General features: G+C 74.9%; 5 protein-coding genes. All 5 read right to left on the reverse strand.

Annotated elements, in window-relative coordinates:
• Window positions 1-60: 60 nt before the first annotated feature.
• On the reverse strand, window positions 61-16,371 hold the full coding sequence (locus ACGFX4_RS31665; protein WP_393081690.1) for a hypothetical protein: 16,311 nt from the start codon (window positions 16,369-16,371) through the stop codon (window positions 61-63).
• Between the two features lie 4 nt (window positions 16,372-16,375).
• Entirely contained in the window at window positions 16,376-17,380 is a 1,005-nt protein-coding gene (locus ACGFX4_RS31670; RefSeq protein WP_393081692.1) for a hypothetical protein, read from the reverse strand.
• 59 nt (window positions 17,381-17,439) lie between these two features.
• Window positions 17,440-19,686 carry a hypothetical protein gene (locus ACGFX4_RS31675; protein ID WP_393081695.1) on the reverse strand — a complete coding sequence of 749 codons (2,247 nt, stop codon included), beginning with the start codon at window positions 19,684-19,686 and terminating at the stop codon, window positions 17,440-17,442.
• A 209-nt stretch (window positions 19,687-19,895) separates the two neighbouring features.
• Window positions 19,896-20,543 (reverse strand): hypothetical protein, encoded by a 648-nt coding sequence (locus ACGFX4_RS31680; RefSeq protein ID WP_393081698.1) that lies wholly within the window; start codon window positions 20,541-20,543, stop codon window positions 19,896-19,898.
• A gap of 255 nt (window positions 20,544-20,798) precedes the next feature.
• Window positions 20,799-23,591, reverse strand: coding sequence for a BTAD domain-containing putative transcriptional regulator (locus ACGFX4_RS31685; RefSeq protein ID WP_393081700.1), 2,793 nt, complete (start codon window positions 23,589-23,591; stop codon window positions 20,799-20,801).
• Window positions 23,592-23,601: the final 10 nt, after the last annotated feature.

Here is a 23,601-nt window from a genome sequence, read left to right on the forward strand (position 1 = left end):
CGCTGCGGGCCGCGAGTGGACGGGGTGTCGGTCTCGCGGCCCGGCAGGCGGTACGGAGGGTCAGGCGGACTCCCCCGGTGTCGCTGTCCGGCCGGCGGCGAAGGCCGTTGCCGCCGTGACGCTCGCGGCGGCGGCGGTGCGGGTGGGGTCGTCGGGCTGCTGGTCGTCGGCGGGCTTCTGGTGGCGGACCGTCAGTTCGCGGTGGCCTTCGGCGCGGGCGGTGACCCGGAAGTCCCAGGCGTGGCCGGATTCGGGGGCGCCGGCCAGGCGGACGGTGACCTCGCTGGGGCGGGTGCCGGGCTTGAGGTAGGTGGCCTCCTCGATGGTGCGGAGTTGCTCCTCGGGGTCACCGTCGAGCTCGAATTCCCGGCGCAGTGGGAGCTCCGCGCCTTCGCCGGACACGGTGAGGTGGAGCCGCCGGAGTTCCGGCAGCCCGTCCTGGAGCAGCGGGCGGGTGGCGGAGGTGGCTGCGGCCATCGCGCCGGTGACCAGCTCGTTGGCGGGGCCGGGCTCGATCCAGGTCTCGCGGTGGATGTCGTACAACTCCTGGGTGGGCCAGCCGTCGTGGGCGCCGGCGACGAGGTCGTCGAGGGTGACGGGCCCTTCGGCGCTCTTGCGTTCGACGTAGTCGATGACCTTGCGCACCTCCTCGGCCTTCAGCGGAGTGCCGTTCGGCGTGCCGAGGAGGTCCCCGAGCAGGGTGGAGGTGGCGGTCGAGGACCCGCCGGCCAGTTCGACCAGCCGGTGGGTCGCCTGGATGTGGGCGGGGTCGGCGGTGAACTGCCCGCCGAAGGCGGCCTGTCCGACCCGCAGGGTGCCGATCAGTTGCTCGCGCTCGGCGGGCGTCGCGGTGGTGTGGTCGAACGGCGTGCCACCGTCCGTCACCGTCCGGTGGACGTCGTCGAGCAGCCCGGACCCTTCGGCGGAGCGCAGTTCGCCGCCCTTGTGGTCCTCGGTGAAGGCGAGGTAGTGGTCGCCGGGCAGGTCGACCCCGGTGGTCTCGGACAGCGGGATGTCGACGGTGAAGGGCACGACGCCCTTCTCCGTGACCGGGTTGCGCTTCCCGTCGAAGAACGTCACCTCCACCTCGGCGGCGCCGTGGTAGCGGGCCATCGGGGTGGGGATCTTGCCGTTGGCGACGATCTGGCCCGCGTCGCTGTGCGTGCCGCCCTCGCGCCACAGCCGCTGGGCGCCGCCGGTGAGCGCCGGGTTGTGGCTGACGTCCCCGGTGATCCTGGCGCCGACCTGGCCCTGGACGCCCGCGTTCCGCGCCGACAGGTCGGAGTGGACGGTGCCGGAGGAGGTGTTGTTGGACGGGCTCGACTCGACCGCGGTGTCGGTGTCGCGGTGTTCGAGGGAGACGACCTTCACGCCGACCTCGACGCCCTTGCCGCCGCCGAGCGTGATCCGCTTGGTCGGGACGCTCGCCGCGACCTCGGTGCCCTGGGTGGCGGTGCCGAACAGGGCGGAGAGGTGGCTGTGCGAGGTGACGGTGCCGACCATGGGCTCCATCTCCTCCCAGGCCGACCGACCGAAGAACTCCGGGCCGCGCAGCCGCACCAGGTCCTGGACGCCGCCGACGTCGCCGAGCCAGCGCAGCACGTCGGTGTCGCGCAGCCCGGTGTCCCAGACCCGCTCCGGGGGGACGCGGACGTCGACCTGCGCGGGCCTCTCCACCGGGAGGGTCCGCTGCGGGGCCGACGCGTCGTCGGAGCGGTTCGGGGTGACCGGCAGGGTCTCGCCGGACTCGACGATGGTCTCGAAGCCGATCGCCGCGGTGCGCCGCTGGTGGACGGAGGCGCCGACCCACGGCCGCCGGGTGATGGTGAACTGCAGCTCGGCCTCGCCGCGGTAGGCGCTGCCGGGCACCTTGGCCTTGGTGGCGGAGCCGGCCGCGGTGCTGCCGGTCCGGACGTCCGCGTGGTCCTCGCCCCGGCCACCGGTGCCGGTCAGACCGGCCGTCACCGAGACCGGCCCGCCCGGGACGGGCACGGCGGCGGTCGCGCCGAGGGCGCCCTGGTGGCTGTGGCCGGTGCCCCGGGAGTCCGCGAAGGTCCGCTGGACGTCGGTGCCGGTGTTGAACTCGGTGGTGCCCGAGTCCCCCAGGTGCTCCATCCGGTCGCGGAGCACGGCGCCCACCCGGACCGTGGTGCGACCGTGCCGCACGACGATCTCGTCCCCGGCCGTCATGCCCTTGAGCCTGGACTGGAGCCGGTCGGGGGTGAGTTCCGCGTCCAGCTTGCGGCGGATGCCCGACCAGTCGCTCGCGAAGGGGTTGCGTTCCGGCTTGGGCCGGCCGGTCGGCTCGCCGGTCGCGCGTCCGCCCTTCCAGCCCGACTCCACCTGGGAGAGCACCGACTCGCCCAGCGTCCGGCGGGGGCCCGCCGCGCCGCCCGCGTGCTCGGGCAGCGTGTGGACGTCGGTGACGATGGCCGAGGAGTCCAGCCGCCGGCCCTCCACGAAGCCCTTCGGCTGCCGGGTGGTGGTCCGCTCGACCGGCCCGGACACCGGGTCGGCGTCGCGCATCGGGACGGCCACCCGGGCCACGGTGTCGACCTGCTGGGTGTGCGAGCCGTCGCTCACGCCCAGGCGCTTGAACTCGACCTTGACGTCGTACGCGGTGTCCACGTCGAAGAACACGGCCGGTTCGACGTGCTTGCCCCGGTTGGAGGCCGAGCCGACGGTCTCCGCGCCGTGGCCGTAGCTGCGGTCCATCCGGTGGACGTAACCGCCGGTGGCAGTGACGAACGGCGCCCGGATATTGGTCCGGCCACCGGCGTCCAGGCGCTCGCGGTGGTCGCGCAGGTTGCCCTGGCCGCGGGAGCTGCGGGTGCCGGACTCGAACTCGTACTTGTCGGCGGTGGAATGGTAGGTGGCGTCGGCCAGCCTGGCGGTGACGGTGACCTCGGCCTTCCAGGTCGTCCCGGACACCGTCTCGGTGATCTTCCCGCCGCGGGTGAGCTGGGACAGCTGGGTCTTGAGCGCGACCCGGTCGAAGGTCGCGCCGATCTTCTGCCGCACCTCGTCCGACGGCTCGCCGTACTTGGAGCGGACCGCGTCCTCCACGGCGGTGCGGACCTTGTCGGCGCCGCCGAGGCTGTGCACCACGTAGGACGCGTTCAGCTCGTGCTGCTCGCGCATCCGGCGCGGCGCGGTGTGGGTCGCCTCGGGCCGCTGCAGCTCCACGGCGTCGCGGCCGGCCTCGTCGCGGACGGCCGGCGTGCCCTCGGCGGGCTCGGTCGGCCGCTGGAAGGCGACCGTGCCGTCCTCGCTGCGCGGTACCTCGACCTTGACGGTGTCCCGGGCGTCCATGCCCACCTCGACGCGCAGCGGCGCCGAGACGTCGGACCGGCCTGCGGGTGCCTCGCCGGGCCGGCCGAAGTGCACGTCCACGGCCAGCTCGGCGCCGTAGATGACCTGCGGCGCGCTGTACTTGCCGTTGGCGTACACCCGGTCGGCCTGGCGGCCCTGCCCGCCCACGCGGTCCCGCTGCTGACCGGAGACGGTGCCGATCAGGTCGGCGCCGGGCGTGCCCCTGACGACAGCGCCGCCGAGCTGGCCGTCGGCGCCACCGGTGCGGGACAGCAGCCGCCGGTCCACGCTGAACGCGCCGGTCTCGTTCACCGTGTTGAGTTCGGCCTTGCCGTCCTCCCTGCGGTAGGTCATCGACTCGACCCTGGCGGTCGCGGTGACGACCAGGCTCTCCTTGCCGGGGATCTTCACCTCCAGCGCCTCGCCCCGGGTCATCCCGGTCAGCTTGGCGGCCAGGTTCGGCTGGCTGAAGCCGCGCAGGACCTGGTCCCGGACGGCGTCCCAGTCGTCGCCGAACCGCTCCCGCCCCTTGGCATCCACGGCCGCGCGCAGCGCGGCGGTGGACTCCAGATCGCGGACCACGACGGTCTCGCCGAGGCCGCCCCGGTCGTCACCGCCGCGCCAGACCGATTCCGGAGGGCTGGTGACCTCGTGCGTCGCGGGCTCGTGGGTCGGGGGCTCGTGGGTCGGGGGCTCGTGGGTCGCGGTCCCGTCGCCCGCGGGCGGCTTCGGCAGCTCGGACGGGGTCGTGGCGTGGTCGGTGGGCTGCGGCTCGGCGGTCTTCTCGGGGGAGGTGTCCGCGCGGTCCACCAGCAGCCGGACGTCGGCGGTTCCCGCCGGATGCGTGTCGGCCTTGCCGTTGAACGACATCTCGAAGTGGACGTCGCCCTCGTAGCGGACACCGGGCACCTTGGACTTGCTGGTCAGCTGGGCGACGCGGCTGTCACCGGTGATCTCGACCCGGTCGCTGCCGAGCCTCCCGGCGCCGCCGACGCCCATCAGCGCGGCACCCGGACGCATCACGTTCGCCAGCCCGAACTGCCCCGCGTCGCCGCGGCTCGTCGCGCTGCTGTGCACCTGCTGGACGGTGGTGCCGATGTTGAACTCGGTCTCCTTGGTGGTGCCGGTCTGGCGGAGGTCGCCGACCCGCGCGCTGATCTCGACCGTGCCGAGCGTCCGGCCGCGCCGGTCGGTCAACGCGACCGTGACCGGCTCCCCGGCCGTCATGCTCTTCAGGTCCCGCTGGAGCCGGCCGAAGTCCACCTCCGCGAGGACCTTCTCGCGCAGCGCGGGCCAGTCCTTGCCGAACTCCTGCTTGGCCGCCTGCTCGACGTGGTCGAGCAGCGCCTCCACCGGCCGGTGGTCCTCGGACCCGCCGCGCGGCGTCAGGTCCAGCACGATCTCCTGGCCGCCGACCCGCCCGTCCAGCAGGCGCTGCGGGGGAACCCGCAGCTCGCCGACCGACGAGGCGTCCGGACGCACCGGGACGGCAACGGTCAGGCCGAGATCGACCGTCTCGGTGTGCCCGCCGGCTCCGGTGCGCACCGGGGAGTGGTCGTGCCGCAGGTCGCCGAAGTCGAGCTCCAGCCGCATCGTCGAGCTGAACACGTCGGCGGGCTCGGAGGTCTTCGAGCGCGCCACCATGCCGCCGAGGTCCAGGTTGACCTCGCCGTGGCCGCGGTCGTGGAAGTAGGCGGCGAGCTCCGCCGGCTCCGCGCCGCCGCCCGACTGGCGGGCCTGGACGCCGATGTTGTACTGCCACTGGGCGTCCTGGCTCGTCCCGGTCGCCACCGTGCGGTCGGCGCCGTTCTCGAACTCGATCTTCTCGGTACGCAGGTGGGTCGACTCGGTGACCTGCCCGCGCAGCTTGATGCTGCCGCTGAAGCCGTTGCCGTCGAGCGGGGCCGTCCAGACCTCGCCGCGGGAGAGCGCGCTGAGCATCGGGCGCAGCGTCGCCGGGCCGAAGTGGGCGTCCGCGAAGGCCCGGGCCGCCGCCCGGTCTCCGGGCACGATCCGTTCGAGGACCTCGATGACCTTGTCCCGGGCGGCCGCCTCGTTCCCGGTCAGGCCGACCACCAGGTCGCTGCCCGCGATCGGCCGGGGGCCGGAGGGCCCCTGGTGGGACGGCTCCGGCTTGGCCTCGGGCTCCTGCTTGGCCTCAGGCTCAGGCTTGGCCTCAGGCTCAGGCTTGGCCTCAGGCTCGGACTTGGCCTCGGACTTGGCCTCGGGCTCCGGCGAGGCCGGGTCCTTCACCGGCGGCTGCTCGGCGGCCTTCTCGGGCGCGGGATCCTTCGAGCCCCCGCCCGGGCGGGTGTCCGCCGAGGTGGACGCCACCGGCTCGCTGCCGTCGTAGTGGTTGCCCTGGTGGTAGACCGTCACCGACCTGCCGTCCGCAGGGCCGAAGACCGCCAGCGGCGTGCCGTCGTGGCCGACCACCCGCATCCGGAGACCCAGCGCGTGGGCGGCGGCCGCGGGCAGCATCTCCCCCTCGTTGGTCAACCAGCGGGCCTCCCAGTCCCGGACGGTCCGCAGCAGCGCCTCCCGCTCACGGGCCGACGGCGGCGGCGCGTTCTCGGTGAGGTGGTCGCCGACGATCTGCCTCAGGTCGTCGAGCGGGAGCCCCGCGTACCCGTCCCGGAGCTCGGCCGGAAGGTGCTCGAGCAGGTCGCCGGCGCGCACGTCCGGACGTCCGATCAGGTGGTTCCGGTAGTTGGCCACCACCTCGGTCGGCCAGTGCTCCGGGGGCAGCTCGCTGAAGTGGTCCTCGACCACGGCCTGCAGCCGCCGGGCCGTTCCGACGGTGTCGCCCGTCCGCAGGCCGACCAGCTCGGGGGCGCTCACGGCCAGCGAGTGAAGCAGGCAGAGGCCGTCGCCCCTCACCTCGACCCGAGGCCCGGCCGGCGGGAAGTCGGTCTCCGTCCCGGCTCGCCGGGCGGGCGACGGGACGCTCCCGTTCCCCTCGGCAGCCGGCGGGCGGTGAGAGCCTTCGGCACCCGTGTCGGTACGCGGCTCGGGCCCGTTCCCCGTACGGGACTCAGGGCCGTTACCGGCACGGGACTCGGGGCCGTTCCCCGTCCGCGGCTCGGGGCCATTGCCGGAGCGCGGCTCGGGCCCGTTCCCCGTCCGCGGCTCGGAGCCGCTGCCTGCGCGGGCGAGGGTCGGGGTGTGCGAACCGAGCGTGGGCGGTGCCGAGGACGACCGCTGGCGTGGCGCTCCCCCGCCTGCGTGATCACCGCTTCCGGGCGGGCCGCCGATCGGTCCGCCGCCGGGCCTGACCGGTGCCGAGCCGGAGCCGCCGTCCTCCGGGCGGTCGGACCGGTCACGGTCGGGGGTCCGGTCTGTCGGCTCCTGGGCGTTCCGCGTCGACGTGTCGACCTTCGGTGCACCGCCCGAGTGGTCGTCCAGGACCTGGGTGCCCGCCTCCTTGGTGCCGGACCCTTCCTGCGTGCCCTGCGGGTCGCCGGTGGACCGTCCGCCGAAGCCGTCGACGTCCATCGGCTCCGGGGTGTGCTCGGGAGCGGGCCGGGTGAAGGTCGAGTAGGTGTCCATGAAGTTCGGGTCGTGCGGGCCCGAGATGTTGGTCTCGCGCGGGTCGGCGACCGAGGCCCAGACCGTCCAGTCGGAGCGGAAGTTCTCCGGCATCCCCCCGGTCGCGGGGGTGACCTTGCGGTCCGTCAGATCGGCCCACCGCAGCTGACCGTCGCGGTCGTGGACCAGCGCGACCGCGTGGCCCGCGCCTTCCTTGCCGGCGCCGAGCACGGTGGCGAAGCTGCCGGGCCCGCCGGCACGCACCGTCTCCATCAGCTTGCTCACCGCCGCGTCGCCCTCGCCGAACAGCGCCGGGCCGTCGTGCCGCTTCCACAGCGTGTTGCCCGGGATCGGTTCGACGTTTCCGTGGAGCGTCTGACCGGAGACCCGGGGGCGGCCGAAGTGGGTGTCCCGGTAGGCCTCGACGTTCTCCAGGCAGGCGTTCAGGTCGTTGCCGACCCGGAAGCCCTCGGCGGGGTGGACGGGTGCGGCGTGCGGGTTCACCTTGCCGAGCAGCGAGGAGCTCATCGGCGGGTGCACCTTCGGCTCTCCGCCGAGGTAGCGCACCAGGTCCTGCGTCAGCGGGTGCTGCCGGCCGACCGCCTGGTAGCCGCGGCCCTCCATCACGGCGTCGGTGTTCTCGTACGACGGCGTGCGGCGCCGCTTTGCCTCCCGATCGGCGTCGGGCCGCTGGTCGTCGTCGTCCTCCTCGCGCCCGCGCTTGCGGCTGTTCGATCCACCCGTCGCGTCCGGCTCGTGCATCACGGCGTCGCCGTCCGCGTCCCGCTGGTGCGGGGCGGTCGCGGTGGGCTGGTCGAGGTCCATCGGCTCGGACTGCTGTCGTTCGGGCGTGCCGGTGCCGTGTTCGGGGGTGCCGGTGCCGTGGGTGGCGACCGGCGGCGGGGGCGAGGGCAGCGTGCCGAAGCCGTGGGTGCCGGTGCCCTGGTGGGTGGCCGGCGGCGGGGGCGGCGGCGTCGGGACGGTGTCCGTCGCCCGGCGCTTGGACGGCGGCGCGTCGGGCATCAGCATGTCGTCGTCCGGGTCGAGCCGCCGCTTCTCCGGCCGGACGGTCTGCTGCGAGGCCATCGAGTGGTCCTGGCTCTGGCTCTGCGACAGCATCGGCACGTCGTGGCTCTGCGAGGCCATCGGCACGTCGTGGACCTGCGACGCGGTGGGCGTGTCGTGGTCCTGGGTGGCCATCACCACGTCGGTGTCCTGGCTCGCGGGGGGCCGGGGCGTCGCGGGGGGCGGGGTGGTGCCGATCTCGTGGCCCTCGGCGCCCGGGCGGGCGTCGCGGGTGGGGTCGTGCAGCGCCTCGGAGCCGACCACCGGGTTCGCGGACTGCCCGGGTTGGCGGGTGAAGTCGCCGGACGAGGAGACCGGGGTCTCGCCGCCCGCGTGGTTCAGCATGCCGTGCTCGTCGGCGATGTTGACCGCGCTGGCGCTCGGCTTCTGGCCCGGCTGGTGGAGGTCGACCATGTCGGCCTCGGTCTTGGGGGCCATCAGGTCGCGCAGCTCGCGCGGGGCGAGGCCGGTGTCCTCCAGGGTGCGCAGGCCGCGCAGCAGGTCCAGGGTGTGCGGCGCGTACAGCGCCTCGGGCGGCAGGTCGCCCTTGGCGACGGCGGTGAGCACGTCCTGGTCGCGGACCACGTGCGGGTCCAGGAAGTTCTGGATCCACTTGTTGGTGAGTTCGTCGCCGAAGCGCAGGTTGGAGGCGCTGTTGGACAGGCCGGCGGTGATCTCCTCGATCAGCTTCGGCACGTCCTCGACCTTGGCCTGCACGGCCCGGTCGAACAGGCCGGCGGGGTGGTTCTCCCCCGCGCCGGCCCGCGGGAAGCCGCCGCCGTACTGCTGGGCGACGGCGGCGATGTCCGCGTCGGCCTTGGGCAGCAGCTTCTCCGCGGCCTTCTCCTGGGCAGCCGGGGTGCCGCCGGGCTTGAGGGTCTGCGCCGCCTCCTCGCGGCGCCGGTTCACCTCGTCCTGCCGCAGCTGGTCGCGCTCGTTCGGCAGCTTGTCGGCGAACGCCTCCAGCTGATCGGGCCGCACCGCGTTGGGGTCGTTGCGCAGTTGGTCGGCCAGGCTCTTCAGGTCCTTCCGGTCCTGGCCGAGGCGGTCGTAGGAGCCCGCCAGGTCGTCGATCCGGTCGGCGAGGCGCTCGTGCGCCGGGGAGTTGCCGGGGCCGGCGGGCGGCTCGGCGGCGGCCTGCCGGGCGGCCGCGACGGCGTCGTCGAGGCGGTGCGGCCCGGTGATGCCGTGGACCAGGGCGAGGTCCTCCACGGCCTGCTCGCGGACCTTGGTGCGGACGTCCGCGAGGGCGCCCTTCATCTCCGCCAGGTGCTGCGGCGACGGGTCGTCGGAGAACCGCTGCACGGTGTCCGCGTACCGGTCGAACTCGGCCTTGGCCGGGCCTTCCAGTCCGGAGCGGTTGAGCTGGTTGCGCACCTCGTCCCGGGCCGCTCCGGCACTCGCCGGGTCGTCCAGCTTCGCGGGGGCGAAGGCGGACTCCAGCCCGGCGTTGCCGTAGGCCTTGCCCAGGTCCACGTCCTTGGCGGTGTAGCGGAGGTCGCGCCAGGCCAGCGCGGCGTGCTCCTGCTGGTTGGCGCCGAGCCGCTTGACGGCCTGCTTGCCGGCCTTGTCGAGCACGCGGTGCTGGTCGGGCGCCATGGTGTCGGCGAAGTCGGAGAAGGTCCGCGACGCCTCGACCCGGTGCTGCTCGTCGCCGAACGACCGGGCCTTGAACACGGCGGCCGTCACGTACTTGTGCACCATGTAGTCGGCGACCACGTGGTTGCGGTTGACCACCGCGGTGCCGAGCTTGACCTTGCCGTCCTCCATCCGGCGGGCGGTCTTCTCGGCGTGCGGCTCGCCCGCCATGACGCCGTGGTCCGAGTACCCGAACGCGGCCCGGTAGGCGCCGTCCGCGAACAGCTGGTCGGCGCCCTTCTTCGGCTTCGGCGGCGTGGGGCCGTAGCTGCCGGCCAGGGCGTCCTTGCGGGCCTGGAGGTCCTGCGCGAGCTCCCGCTCGCGGAGCTTGAGGTCCTCGACCCGGCTCTCGAACACGTTCCGGGTGGTCTTCGCGGCCTTCTCGGCCGCGCTCTCGTCCTTGCCGCCGGAGGCGACCCGCTTGGTCTTCTCAGCCTGGTAGGCGTTCTCGGCGTCGTGGAGGCGCTGGTCGGCCGAGGTGCGGAGGTCGGCGACGGACTTGCGCTGCTCCTCGATCCGCGTCATCGCGTCCTTGGCGATCCGCGGCTCGGCCTGCGCGCGGGCGTCCTGCAGGGCCTTGAACTCCGCTGTCCCGGACTTGGGTTCGCCCTTGAGGCGGGCCAACTCGTGCTCGTAGACGGCCAGCCGGTCCTGCTGCCCCTCCAGATGGGCCTTCGCGGTCTCCAGGTTGTGCTTCTCACCGGCCAGTTCGGCCTGGCGGTCCGGCGTCTCGTGGGCGATCTCGTCGAGCCGGTGGTTGACCGCGTCCAGCTGCTCGGGGACGTTGCGGCGCAGCACGTCCACGTGCAGCTGCTTCTGCTGCTCGTACGCGTGCATGATCGCGTCGGTGTCGCCGTCGATCAGGGCGGACCGCTCGTACTTCTTCAGGCTGTCCTTGACTTTGTCGAACTCCGCGGAGTCCGGCAGGAAGTCCTTGATCGCGTCGAAGGTCTTCTCGCCGTCGATCTTGTGCGAGTAGCCGTCGTCGGCGGCCGCGGGCTTGCTGCCGAAGCCGGGCGCCTTCGGCGGCGGCGGGGGCAGGTGGGAGGAACTCCCGCCGTGCTGACCGGGGTTGGCCGCCGGCGGGGCGGGCGGCGGCGTGGTCGGCGGCTGGTGGGCCGGAGGGGTGCTCCCATTGCCGTCGACCTGGTCCATGAACTCCCGGAAGCCCTCGTACATGTGGTTCTCGGCCGCGGTGGCGTGCACCGGGTTGGCCGGCCCGCTGTGCACCGCGCCCGGGTCCTTGCCGTACAGCCGCTCCAGCAGCGGCAGCACGGCCGGCTCGTTCTGCCGCACCCAGTCCGCGCCGTTGTTGCGAGGCTGGCCGGTGTACGGGTCGGTGCCGTGGTTGTTGCCCAGGTAGGCGTTGGTGACCTGCGCGAAGTACTCCTGCTCGTCGCGCGAGGAGTAGTTGTCGACCGGCTTCCCGCTGCCGTCGTGGCGCGGGCCGTCCGGCCAGGCGGCGTTCGGGTCGCCCTGCTTCTGCTGGAAGGTGTCGGTGATCAGCTTCTGGTCGTTCGCGTCCAGACCGAAGCGGTGCACGGTGTGGGTGAACTCGTGCGTGGTGGTGGAGTACCCGTCCTCGTAGTGCCCGCCGTGCCCGATCGGGGTGTGCTCGCCGAGCAGGTTCTCCTCGGTGACCGCCGAGTGGCGTCCGCCGGAGCCGCGCATGTCGTCGTAGCCGCGACCGGCGCCCGCCGAGGAGTTGTTGTGCACGCCGCGCAGGTTGTTCAGCTCCGGGACGTCCGGCATCCGCACGTCCTTGGGGACCACCACGACGTCGGCGCCGTTCTTCAGCAGCCGCGCGGTGGTCTCCGGGTCCTGGAGCATCCGGGCGATCTGCTGCTGCGCCTCCTGCCGCGCCGAGGCCGCGCGCTCGGCGCGCGGGTCGACGTGCACCATCAGCTCCGCCGCGGTGCGGGCGAAGTCCTTCGGGGGCAGCCCGTTCTTCAGCGCGTCCACCGTCTGCGGGTCGCGCGCCAGCCATCGCCGGTTCTCCGGCGTCAGGCTCGCCAGCTCCCGGGCCCGCTCCTGCGGGGTCATGCCCGGCAGGTCCTGGCGCAGCCGGTCGGCGCCGACCGGCGGCGTCGCCACCGGCCGCTGCTCGCGGCCGAGTTGGTCCACCGCGTCGCGCACCGGGGTCCGGTTGGACAGCGCCTGCAGCTCCGCGTCCCGCGCCTGCTTCTGCCGGTCGAGGAACTGGTCGTGGCTGCTGGTCGACGGCGTGTTGTGCTGGCCGGTGGCGGGCGCGTTGTGCTGACCCGCGGCGGGCGTGTTGGTGTGGCCGGTCGTCGACGGGGTGGTGTGACCGGTGGTGGACGGCGCGTTGTGGCCGGGGGCAGGTGTCGTGTTCGGTGTCGTCGCGGCCGGAGTCTGGTGGCCGGACTGCGAGGACCCGGCCGAGCTGTGCTGGGTCGGCGTGGCAGGCGGAGGCGGCGGGGTGTCGTCGCCCCCGAGACTCCGGGTCGACTGCGAGGAGCCGCCCTCGCCCTGGTGCGGCATCGGCGGGGCGGGCGGCGCGGGCGGGGCGCCGTTGCCGTGCTGGTTGGCCGCGTTCGCCGGGTCGTGCCCGGTCGTCGCAGGGTCGACGTAGCCGAGCCGCATGTTCCCGGAAGCGGTGCCGGCGGACGCGTCGTGCGGTGCGCTGTTCGGGTTCGGCCGACCGCTGTCGGTCAGCCGTACCCCCGGGACGCCCAGCATCTCGGCCACACCGGGGATCCGGTGGCCGTTGCTGCTCGCGTGCTCCTGGACGTGCGACTTGCCGGTGACCAGCACGTACTTGCCGGACCCGCCGCCCTCCGTAATGGCGTGGTTCATGTAGGAGTTGAGCAGCCGCGCACGCTCCTGCATGGCATGCGGGACACCCTGCGGCGTCCGCGCCGGGTAGCCGTCCACCGCGTGGACCGTCACGCCCTCCTGCTTCGCCCGCACCACGGTGTCGTACAGGCCGTGGCCGGCCGGGGAGTTGTTTTCGCGGTCGTACGCGCGGAGCATCCGCTCCAGGTTCGGCGACATGGTGCCCCCGGGACGCTGGAAGGCGTCCAGGTGCTGCTGGAAGGCGTCGTCGCGGAGCGACTCGACGTAGACCCGGTCGACGCCCGCGGCCTTCAGATCGTGCATGTTCTCGTTGAGGAACCGCCAGCTCGGCGACTGGCCGTGCGACTCACCCAGCACGATGCCGTCGAAGCCGGGGTGGCCGTTGTGGCCCCCCAGCAGCCGGTTCACGCCGTCCATCGCGGACGTGGAACCGTTCAGGTGGTCGTTCACCCGCTGCTCGCCGACCGGGCTCCACGTCTTCTCGGAGTCCTGGCGGGCCAGGCGCTCCAGCACGTTGCGGCGGATCTCCTGCTGCTGGTAGTGCTCCTGCGTACGGAAGTCCGCGTTGCCCCCCGCCTCCAGCACCTTGTTGCCCGAGAACAGGACCGCGCCGTCACCGAGCGCGGTGCGCAGATTCGGGGTGATCGCGCCGGCGACATCCGTGTGCAGAGCCTTGAAGGTCAGCGGGTCGAGGTGCGACTTGAACGACTGCGACCACGAGCTGACCTTGACGTCCGGCCGGCCGCTCGGCGTCGGGACCCCGGAGTCGTGCCGCCCCCACGCATGGTGCGGCAGGGAGTTCGCCGCCAGGTGGAGGTCGTCGGGCAGCGCGAACTTGAACCTGTTGTCGCTCTTGTACTGGGCCAGCGCCGCGGCGTCCGCCATCGGCGGGTGGATCAGCGACGGGCCGCCCGGGTGCTGGTGCAGCTGCGCCAGCTCGTCCGGGGTCGGCCGCTCGTCGATCGGCTTCAGCCGGGAGTTCCCCGAGGACGGCGGCGGGGGCGGCGGCGGCAGGTGCTCGTCGCCGGTGCGGCCGGTACGGGACGTGGACGCGTTCGGGTCGCCGAGGGTCCGCGACGTCCCGCCCGCCTGGTGCTGCGGCGGCGGGGGCGGGGGCGGCACGTGGGTGTCGGACGTGCGGCCCGCGCCGGGGCGGATCGAGCCGCCACCGGGCTGCGCGGTCGGCTCCGCCGGACGCTGCGACCCCACCGGGCCGGTCGGGGTGTGGGCCGACGGCGTACGGCTGCCGCCGCCCGGGGTGTGGGCGGCACCGCCGCCGGCCACCGGGCCGGGCATGAACCCGCCCGACATCGGCGGCGTGCCCGCCGGCTGCTGCACGGTGGACCCGGCGTTGTCGGGCACGACGTGCCCCGGCACCGTCTCCGGCCCGGGCGCCGGCCTGGTCTGGGTCTGACCGCCCGCGATCCGGGTACCGCCGTCGAGGTGCGTGTCGCCGCCGGACCCGGCCAGGTGCGCGGCGCCGCCGAGCATCCCGGACAGGTTGGGCACCGCCGCGCCACCGCGCTGCGGCGGCACGTCGGACGACTCCGGAACACTCCCCCGCACCGGCCCGCTGGCATGCCCGGCTGCCTGGTCGGCCGCCGGCGGCTGCTCGTGCGCCGCCGGGCGCGGGCCGCCCGACGTGCTGGGCTGCTCCTGCCGAGGCGTGTTCTCCGGGCCGTTGTGCACGGTCGCGGGCTCGTGCCGCGGCTGCTCGTGGCGCGGAGCGTTCCCGGCGCCGTTCTGCTCCACAGCGGGCTCGTGCCGCGGTGTGCTCCCCTGGCCGGCGTGCTCCGGGGTCGGCGCGTGCGTGCCCGGCTGCCCGCCGGGCGCGTGCTCCTGCGCCGGCTGCTCGTGCCGGGGCGCGGCCTGCTGGACCTGCTCGTGATCGCCACGCTGCGCCACCGGCTCGTGGGCGGGCTGCTCCTGACGGCCCACCGGCTCGTGCGAGGCCGGCGGGGCCGCGTCCGGGCGCACCGACTGCTCGTGGCGCGGCGCCTGCTCCTGGCGCGCCGACTGCTCGTGGCCGGGCGACTGCTCGTGGCGCGGCGACGCGGACTCGTGGGACGTCGGCGGGGCCGTCTCCGGACGGGCCGTCGGCCCGTGCTGGGACCCCGTGTTCTCCGGACGCGGCGCCGGCTCGTGCGACGCCGGTGGCACCGCCTGCTCGTGGCCCGGCCTGGAGCCCTCCGAACGCGGCGCGGACTCGTGCGAGGCCGGCGGGGCCGTCTCCGGGCGCACCGACTGCTCGTGGCGCGGCGCCTGCTCCTGGCGCGCCGACTGCTCGTGGCCGGGCGACTGCTCGTGGCGCGGCGACGCGGACTCGTGGGACGTCGGCGGGGCCGTCTCCGGACGGGCCGTCGGCCCGTGCTGGGACCCCGTGTTCTCCGGACGCGGCGCCGGCTCGTGCGACGCCGGTGGCACCGCCTGCTCGTGGCCCGGCCTGGAGCCCTCCGAACGCGGCGCGGACTCGTGCGAGGCCGGCGGGGCCGTCTCCGGGCGCACCGACTGCTCGTGGCGCGGCGCCTGCTCCTGGCGCGGCGGGGCGGACTCGTGCGAACCCGTCTCCTGACGCGGCACCGACTCGTGGGCCGCCGGCGGAGCCGCCTGCCCGTGGTTCGATCCGGCACCCTCCGGACGGGGCGCCGGCTCGTGCGCGGTCGGCGTCTCGTGGCCGCCCTGGCGCGGGACGTTCCCGGTGCCCCCGGTCGTCGCCTCGTGGGTCGGCGGTGCGGTGTGGCTGCCACCGGCGGACGCCGGGGCCTCGCTCGACCGTCCCGAGCCGAACGGGCTCAGCCCGTTCACCTTCGAGTCGCCCGCGCTCGCCCCCGTACCGGTGCCCGAGCCCGCGTGCGTACCCGCACCGGAACCGAGGCCCGAACCCGACCCGGAACCCGAACCCGACCCGGCGCTCGCGTGCGAACCGGCGCCCGCCCCTGTGGCCGTCTCGGTCCCGCCGTCGAGCGACCGCGTGCCGGAGCCGGAGCCGCTGCCGCCGGTCGGTCCGTGGTAGCCGGCCTCGCCCGTGGAGGTGCTGGGCTTGTTGAAGGTGGGCGGCCCGTCGTGCGACCCACCGGTGTTCGGCAGATCCAGGTGCGGGACCTCGGCCGGCTTGGGGGCGTTGGCGTGGCCCTTGATCGCAGAGGCGCCGGCGTGCAGACCCGCGCCCGCACCGCCGGAGAGCCCGGAGCCGAGCAGGGACTCGCTGTCGACCTTGCCGGTGGTGATGAGCTGGGTGGAGACGTCTGCGCCGACGCCGACGACCGCGCCGGTGCCCATCTTGCCGGCGGTGGAGCTCAGCGCGCCCTCCATGCCGAGCTTCTTGCCGGCGCCGCCGATGCCCTTGCCGATCAGGTGGCCGGAGGCGCCGCCGACCGCGCCGCCGAGCGCGTTCTGGCCGAGCTCCTTCATGTCGATGCTCTTGCGGTGGCCCTCGGCGAGTTCGATGCCCTGGGCGAGCAGGTTGATCGCGCCCATCTGGGCGGCCTGCTTGGCCGCCATCTGGAGCATTTCCTTGAGCAGGGTCTTCAGGACGGTGGAGACCACGGCCCGGCTGGCCCCGATCATCACCGGCACCTGGAGCAGCGAGGCGCCCGCGGTGAACGGGGCCTCGGCCTCGGCGGTGGCGAGCTCGAAGGCGAGGATGCCGAGCTGCGCGATGATCTGGATCTTCGCGGTCTCGGCGGAGTTGGCCACCTGCTCCAGCATGTCGCCCATGCCGTTGAGCGCGTTGATCGCGCCGGGCAGGTAGCCGGGGTCGTCCTGGGTGCCCTTGCCGGTGGCGAACTTGGCCCAGTACGTGTTCAACGCCTCGGCGGCGACGCCCTGCTGTCCGTCGAGCGCGCGCTTGATGGCGGCGTCGGAGCTCTGCGTGGCGTCCTTCAGGCCCTCGGCGGCCCTGCGGCAGTGTTCGGCCATGTCGCGGAGCTGGTCCTCGTCCGCCTCCGGCCAACGGCAGCCCGCGAGCAGCAGGAGCACCCACTGGAGGGGCTCGGGGAGTTCGACAGCCATGGGGTCAGTGCCTTCCGCTCTGAGTGATCCGCGGAGTCACCGGGATGTGTACGGGGTTGTTCACCGGGGCGCTCGGCAGCGTCGGTGCCTGGGGGATCGGGTTCGCGCCGGTGTCCATGCCGTTGAAGTCGGAGGTGATCGACTCGTCCGCGTTCTCGTAGCTCTCGGCCATCGCCTTGATGCCGTCGGCGATGCCCTTCAGCGCGTCGGGCAGGCCCTTGACGACCTCCAGGGTGTCCTTGCTGTACTTCAGGTAACCCTTCTCACCCTCGGCGAACTTCTTGCCGGACTCGTCGTTGCCCCACGGGTTCTGCGCCTCCAGCGAGGGCAGGAAGGCGCTCAACGAGGTGTAGAGGGAACGGACCTGCTCGGACGCGGCGAGCAGCGGCGACACCGCCGCCCGGTACTGCTCCGGGTCGACCCGGAAGCCCTGCCCGGCACCTCCCCCGCCGTCACCGGACGCGGCCCTGCGCTTGCCCGCCTCCGGCGCGGTCAGGCGCTGCGCGGCCTGGGCCGGAACCGTGCCCGACATCCGGCGCAGCGGCTCCGCGGCGACGGCGTCCACCGCGGTGCGGGCGGTGAGCCCGTCCTGCAGCCGCTCGGTCCCGGACACCGCCTGCAACGGCTCCGCCGCCACTCGCCCGCTCATCGCCTGCAGCGGCTCGGCCGCGACCCGTCCGCTCATCGCCTGCAGAGGCTCCGCCGGCACCGTCCCGGACATCGCCTGCAACGGCTCCGCCGCCACTCGTCCGCTCATCGCCTGCAGCGGCTCGGCCTGCATCTCGGCGGCCCGGAGCGTCGTCGGCTCCGCGGGCATCGCGTCGACCAGCCGGGCCCGCTGCATCGGTTCGGCCTGCACCTCCGCCATGCGCGCCTGGAGCATCGGCTCGGCGGGGACGCTCTCGGCGGCGACCGTGCCGATCCGCATGCCTTCCACCCGGGTCAGGTGGGCGGGTTCGACCCGGGCGGTGGCCTCGGCCTCGTACCAGGCCGGCTCGTCGTTGCTCATGGTGTCGGTGTTCCTTCGTCAGTGCGGGTGCGGCGGGCGGGCGCGGCTCAGTCCGCGGCTCAGTCCGCGGCGGGCGCGGCGAGGCGGGTGAGTGCGGCGCGCAGGAAGGGGCTGGGGACCTGGTAGCCGCCCTCCTCGCGGAGCGGGGCGGGCCGGGCGGGGGCTTCCGCGGCCGGGGCGCCGGGGGCGGCGGCCCCCGGGGTGGCCGGGGCGGCAGCCACGGAGACGGCCGGGGTGGCGGCGGCCGGCGCGTCGGGGTGTCCGCGTCGCGCCGCGGCGGCCCGGGAGCGCTCCAGGTAGCCCTCGTCCTCGTCGCCGGCCGGTTCCACTGCTGTGGCGGCGCGCTCCTGACGGACCGTCGGCTCGACCGGAGCCGCGGCCGTCGCCGCGGTCCCGCTCACGGTGGCCGTCCCGGTCGCGGTAGCGGTAGCGGTCGCCGACTCGGTCGCGGTCGCCGACTCGGTGCCGTCGCCGCCCGCCGGGGTGCCGAGCAGCACTCCGGCGAGCTGGTTGAGGACCGTCTGCTCGCTGGTCGGTCCGGGGGCGGGCGCGGCGGCCGCGGCCACGGGTGCCGCGAAGGTTCCGTCGGCGCGTGCGTCGTCCAGCCAGCCCTGGCGGGCGCGCTGCCAGCGGCGGTCCCGCTGGACGGTGTCGCCGGCCTGGCCGAGGATGCCGGTGTCCGTGGTCGGCAGCTCCTCCTCCTCGCCGCCTTCGGTGCCGAAGCGGGTGGGGCTGAGGAAGCGGTTGCCCTTGCGGCCTCCCCCGCCGCCGCGCCCACCGGCACCGGCGCCGGGCATGTGGCCCATGCCACCGCCCATGCCGCCCGCGGCGCCGCCGGCCCGGGCCCCGCTGCCTGCGGCTCCGGCACCCGCGCCACCGGCCGCACCGGCGCGGCCCATCGCTCCGGCCGCGGCCGCGGCGCCGCCCATGCCGCCGGCCGACGCTGCGCCGAGGCCGCCCGCTCGCGCCGAGGCGACGCCGTCCGCCCCGCCGCCGAAGGCGCCGGCGCCACCGAGCGCACCGCCGAGTGCGCTGCCGAGGCCGCCCGCTCCACCGAACGGGGACAGCCCGCCGGCCCCGGATCCGCCGGCGCCGCCGCCCAGGCCGCCACCGAGTCCGGCGCCCACTCCGAGGCCGGTGCCGAGCGCCGAACCGCCCGCGCCGCCACCGAGGTTGAGGTCGGACATTCCGGCGAGGTTCAGCGAGCCGTGGCTCGGGCTGAGCGGCAGCGGGGTGAAGGTCGGGGTGCCGGCGCCGACGCCGGCGCCGCCGCCGAGGTCCAGCTGGGTGGGGGTCAGCGGGGTGAACGGCTTCAGCCTCGGAGTGTCCGACCCGCTGTCACCGCCGTAGGCGCCACCGCCACCGCCACCGCCACCGCCACCGTAGGCGCCGCCGCCACCGCCGTACGATCCGCCCCCGCCGCCACCGCCGCCCTCACCGCCGGACCCGTCGAATCCGATCGGGTTGGGGGCGGGCATGGCGAAGGGGGCGGTACCGGCGGCGGCGTTCATCGGCAGGCCGGTGGCCGGGTCGATCGCCGTACCCGGCGCCAGCGGCAGGCCCGTCGTGGGGTCGATCGCCGTTCCGGGCGGCAGCGGCAGGCCCGTGACGGGGTCGATCGCGGTGCCGTGCGGGATCGGCAGTCCGGTCCGCGGGTCGATCGCGAGGGCGGGGCGGCCGTCCACGGCGGTGCGGGTGCTCAGCGTCCCGTCGCCACCGGCGCCGCCGCCGGAGCCGCCCGCGCCGTTGAGGGTGCAGGTCTTGCCCATGCCGGTCATGTCGGCGATGTGGCCGGCGCTGGTGCGCAGCATGCCGTCGACGCCGCTGCCGACCTCGCCGATGTACTGGTGGTAGGTGGCGGCGGCCTGCTTGATGCCCTCGGACTGGGCGATGTCGTCGTTCTTTCCGGCCGGGTTCTGCTCGATGTACTCCTTGGCGTACTGGAGTTCGCGGATCATCTCGTTCTTGGTGCCGGTGAGCGCCCGGGTCGCGCCGTGCAGGCTCTGAGCGAGGCCGTGTCCGGCCTGCAGGGTGGTGGCGACGTGCGAGCCGTCGCCGGCGGCGAACTTCTCCAGGTACTGCTGGAAGCTGTCGGCGGCTGGTCCGGACATGCTGGACATCGCGCGCTGCGCGGCCTGGGCGATCGCCTGGACGTGGGTGCCGGCGACCTCGTTCCACTTGTCCCAGGCTTCGGCGAGCCGGGCCAGCAGCTCCTCGTCGCCGTCCGGGAAGGCGATGTCCGCGCCGTTCTCGTTGCTCTGCACGGTCTTGAGTACTTCGGCGAGGTCGGCCGGCAGCTCGATCATGGCGGGAGGCTCTCCGGAAGGTGTCGGTGACGGTTCGGCGGGGCCGGTCACCGGTGTGGTCCGGTGACGGCCCGTCGGGGCTGGGGGTGCCAAGGGCGTGGTGGTGGCCGGCCGGGCGTGCGGTCCTCGGCGTCGGGTGGTTCGACGCAGGGCCGTCGCCGCCCGGGCCGGTCGGCGGGAGGTCGTCGGGACCTCCTCGGGATTCGGGATCAGATCAGCATGCGTCCGCCGCCGCCCCCGTGCGGCCGGTCCACGAACAGCGGGTTCGGGTGGTCGTTGTAGTCCAGGTCCGGCGCGTCGGGGTCGTGGTAGCCGACTCCGGCGTCGGGGACGCTGACCGGGGCGACCGGCGGGGGCGGGGCGACCGGGTCGAGGTCCGGGAGGGTCCTCCCGACGGGCATCGCCAGCGGTGCGGTGGCGACCTCGTCCGGCAGGCTCACGCCGACCCGGGTGGGGAGGGTGGGCACCGTCCCCGACGGCAGGCTCATGGCGACCGGCGAGGCGGGCATCGCCCCGGTGCCGCTGATCCCCGACAGCGCGGACGCCACCTGCTCGTCGTTGGAGGAGTGGCGCGCCGCCATGGTCAGCAGGTTCTCGCCCATCGCGGAGGCGTTGCGCATCAGCACCCTGATGCCCTCCAGCACCTGCTCCTGGTGCTGGGCGAGGCCGCCGACCGAGGAGCCGGATCCCTGCAGCGACTTGCCGAGCAGGTCGGTGCCGTAGACCGAGGCCTGGACCTGCTTGAAGACCGCCTCCAGCTGGTTGGCCGGGCCCTCCAGCTCCTTCAGCAATCCCATGATCGTCTTGGCTGACGCCTGGACCTCGTCGAGGTCGATCCACACCGATTCGCCGGCCATCCCCGGACACCCCTCCCGCTGACTCTGCCCCGTGGTTCGGGCGGCAAGGGACTTCCGGGCCCCCGGGGCGACCGGGTGAGCAGAAGCGGACGCGGTGCCACGGGCGCCACCGGGAAACCCACGGCGGCCGCACCCTCCCAGACTCCCCCACGCCACTTGCGCCCCGCATGCGCATCGCTAACGTCTGGTCAACCGATTTCCGCAGCTCGCCGCCCACGTGCCCGGCCGCACCGGGCCGGCGCCGGTCCGTCCCGCTCATCCCGGGCTGATCTCGTCGGCGCGGCGGCGCCGGCCGGCGGCGGACCGGCCCAGTCCGGCGGCGTCCTCGGCGCCGGCGAGGGCGCGCAGGACCTCGGCGGTGGCCTGGTCGTGCCCGAGCTGCTCGGACTCGGCCAGGGCGGCCAGCAGCCGGACGCGGGCCTCGGAGTGCCGGCCGAGGCCGGTGAGCGCCTCGCCGCAGACGGTGTGCAGCAGCACGCGTCGGACCTCGGGGCCGTCGTCCGCGGTCAGCTCCAGCCCGTGCTGGGCGTGTTCGACGGCCTGCCGGGGGCGGCCGGTGGCCAGCATGTGGCGGGCGAGGTGCTGCAGGGCGAGGGTGACGGTGTGCCGGTGGTCGACGGCGAGGGCGATCTCCAGGCCCTGGGCGAGTCCGGCGCCGGCCGCGGCGGGGTCGCCGAGTTCGGCCTGCACCAGCGCCAGGTTGATCAGGGCGACCGCCCGGCCGACCTGGTTGCCGGCCCGCTGGGCGAGGTCGGCGGCCGGGGCCAGGCAGGTCTGCGCCTCGGGCAGGCGGCGGTTGGAGACCAGGACCCAGCCGAGCAGCGCCCGGGCCTGGCTCTCGCCGTCGGGGTCGCCGGCCTCGGCGGCGGCCTCCAGGGCGTGTTGCAGCAGCGGTACCCAGCCGTCCCGCACCCGGCGCAGGATCAGCGGCCACTGGGTGAGCACCAGCCGCCAGGCCCGGGCGGGGTCGGCGGTGGCGATCAGCGTGGCGAGCGGCTCGCGGTGCGCGCCGAGCCAGGCCAGCGCCTCCTCGGCGGTGGTGAACTCGGCCGTGGCGCGCGGCCGGTGGCTGCCGGGGGCGGGGACGAAGCAGGGCTGGCTGCCGGGTTCGGCGGCCTCGGCGGCGCCGAGTCCGGTGAACAGGTACTGGTCGGCGAGGCGTTCCCGGGCCAGGCGCCGCTCCACCGGGCCGGCCCGGTCGCCCAGCTCCCGGGCGTACAGCCACACCAGGTCGTGCAGGGTGTAGCGGCCGCCGTCGGTCTCGGTGATCAGGTGGGTGGCGGCGAGCTGTTCGAGGGCCTGTGCGGCGGCGCCCGGGTCGAGGTCGCCGAGGGCGGCGGCGGTGTACGCGTCGATCACCGGCCCCGGCAGGTGGCCGAGGGCGCGGAAGAGGCGGGCGGCGGGCTGCGGGAGCTGCTCGTAGGAGAGCCGCAGCGCGGCGGTGACGCTGACCTCCTCGGCGGCGAGGCCGGCGAGTCGGCGCTGCTCGTGGCGGAGTTGGCCGACCAGGGCGGCGATCTGGCGGCGCGGGTCGGCGGAGACCTTGGCGGCGGCGATCCGCAGGGCGAGCGGCAGCCCCGCGCAGAGCCGGGCGAGTTCGCGGGCCGCCGCGGGTTCGGCGGCGATCCGGGTCGGGCCCAGGACGCGGGCGAGCAGCGCGGTGGACTCGTCCTGGCCCAGCACCGACACCGGGACGGGACGGGCGAGTTCGGAGACCAGCAGGCCGAGCATCCGGTGCCGGCTGGTGACCACGGCGACGGCGTCCGTCCCGCCGGGCAGCAGCGAGCGGACCTGGTCGACGTCCCAGGCGTTGTCGATCACCACCAGGACCCGGCGGCCGGTGGTGAGCCGCCGGTAGAGCGCGCTGCGGGCGGCGGCGCCGTCGGGCAGGTCCTCCCGGGCGGCGCCGAGCGCGGCGAGGAGCTCGGCGAGCACCTCGTGGACGTCGCGTTCGGGGCGGTCGCCGGGGCCGCCGAGGTCGGCGAAGAGCAGGCCGTCGGGAAAGCGGGCGGCGTGCCGGTGCGCCCAGTGCAGGGCGAGTGCGGTCTTGCCGACCCCGGCCGGTCCGGTGACCAGGGCGATGGCGCCGTCGGGGGCGCTGCGGGCGGCGTCGCCGAGGGCCGCAAGTTCCGCCTCCCGGCCGTGGAAGCCGCGCGGGGCGCGGGGCAGCAGGTCGACGGCGGGCAGCGGCTCGGGTTCGGGTGCGCGCTGTTCGGGTACCCGGACCGGCACCGGCTCCGGCAGGACGGCGACCGGGGCTTCGCCGGCGGTGGTGGCGCCCTCGCCGCGCAGGATCCGCTCGTAGGCGGCGTTCAGTGCCCGCCCCGGGTCGACGCCGAGGCGGTCGGCGAGCGACTCGCGGGTGCGGTGGTACCAGTCGAGCGCGTCGGACTGCCGCCCGGCGCCGAACAGGGACAGCATCAGGGCGGAGACCAGTGACTCGCGCAGCGGGTGCTCCACCGTCTCCGCGCGTAGAATTTCCGCGGCCCTGGCCGGCTCCCCCAGCAGCCGGTAGTGCTCGGCCAGTGTCTCGACCGCGGCGAGCCGGTTCTCCTCCAGAGTCTGCCGCCAGGCCTCCAGCGGCGGGCTGGCCACCGTCCCGGTCAGTGCCGGGCCGTGCCACAGACCGAGGGCCCGCTCCAGCGCGTCCACCACGTCGGCGGAGTGCCGCTCGGCGCGGGCGGCGGCCACCAGCGCGTCGAAGCGCTCGACGTCCACCAGCCCGTCCGGCAGGTGCAGGGTGTAGGCGTCCCCGGCGGTGGCCAGGTGCACCTCGTCCAGGTCGACCCGCGCCTCGACGAGCAGCGCCCGCAGCCGGGACACGTGGCTCTGCACCACGGTCCGGGCGTTGGCGGGCGGCTCGGCGATCCACAGCGCCTCGGTCAACTGGGCCACCGAGACGGCGCGGTTGCGGCGCAGCAGCAGGAGGGCGAGCAGGCTGCGCCGTTTCTCCGGACCGAGCCGCAGTTCCCCGTCCGCGCCGTCTGCCGATACCGCTCCGAGCAGCCGGAAGTTCACCGCTTCCCCCACCGTGTTCTTGTCATGCATCTGAAAACGG

Source organism: Kitasatospora sp. NPDC048365, from assembly GCF_043200835.1.
GTDB classification, from domain to species: Bacteria; Actinomycetota; Actinomycetes; order Streptomycetales; family Streptomycetaceae; genus Kitasatospora; species Kitasatospora terrestris.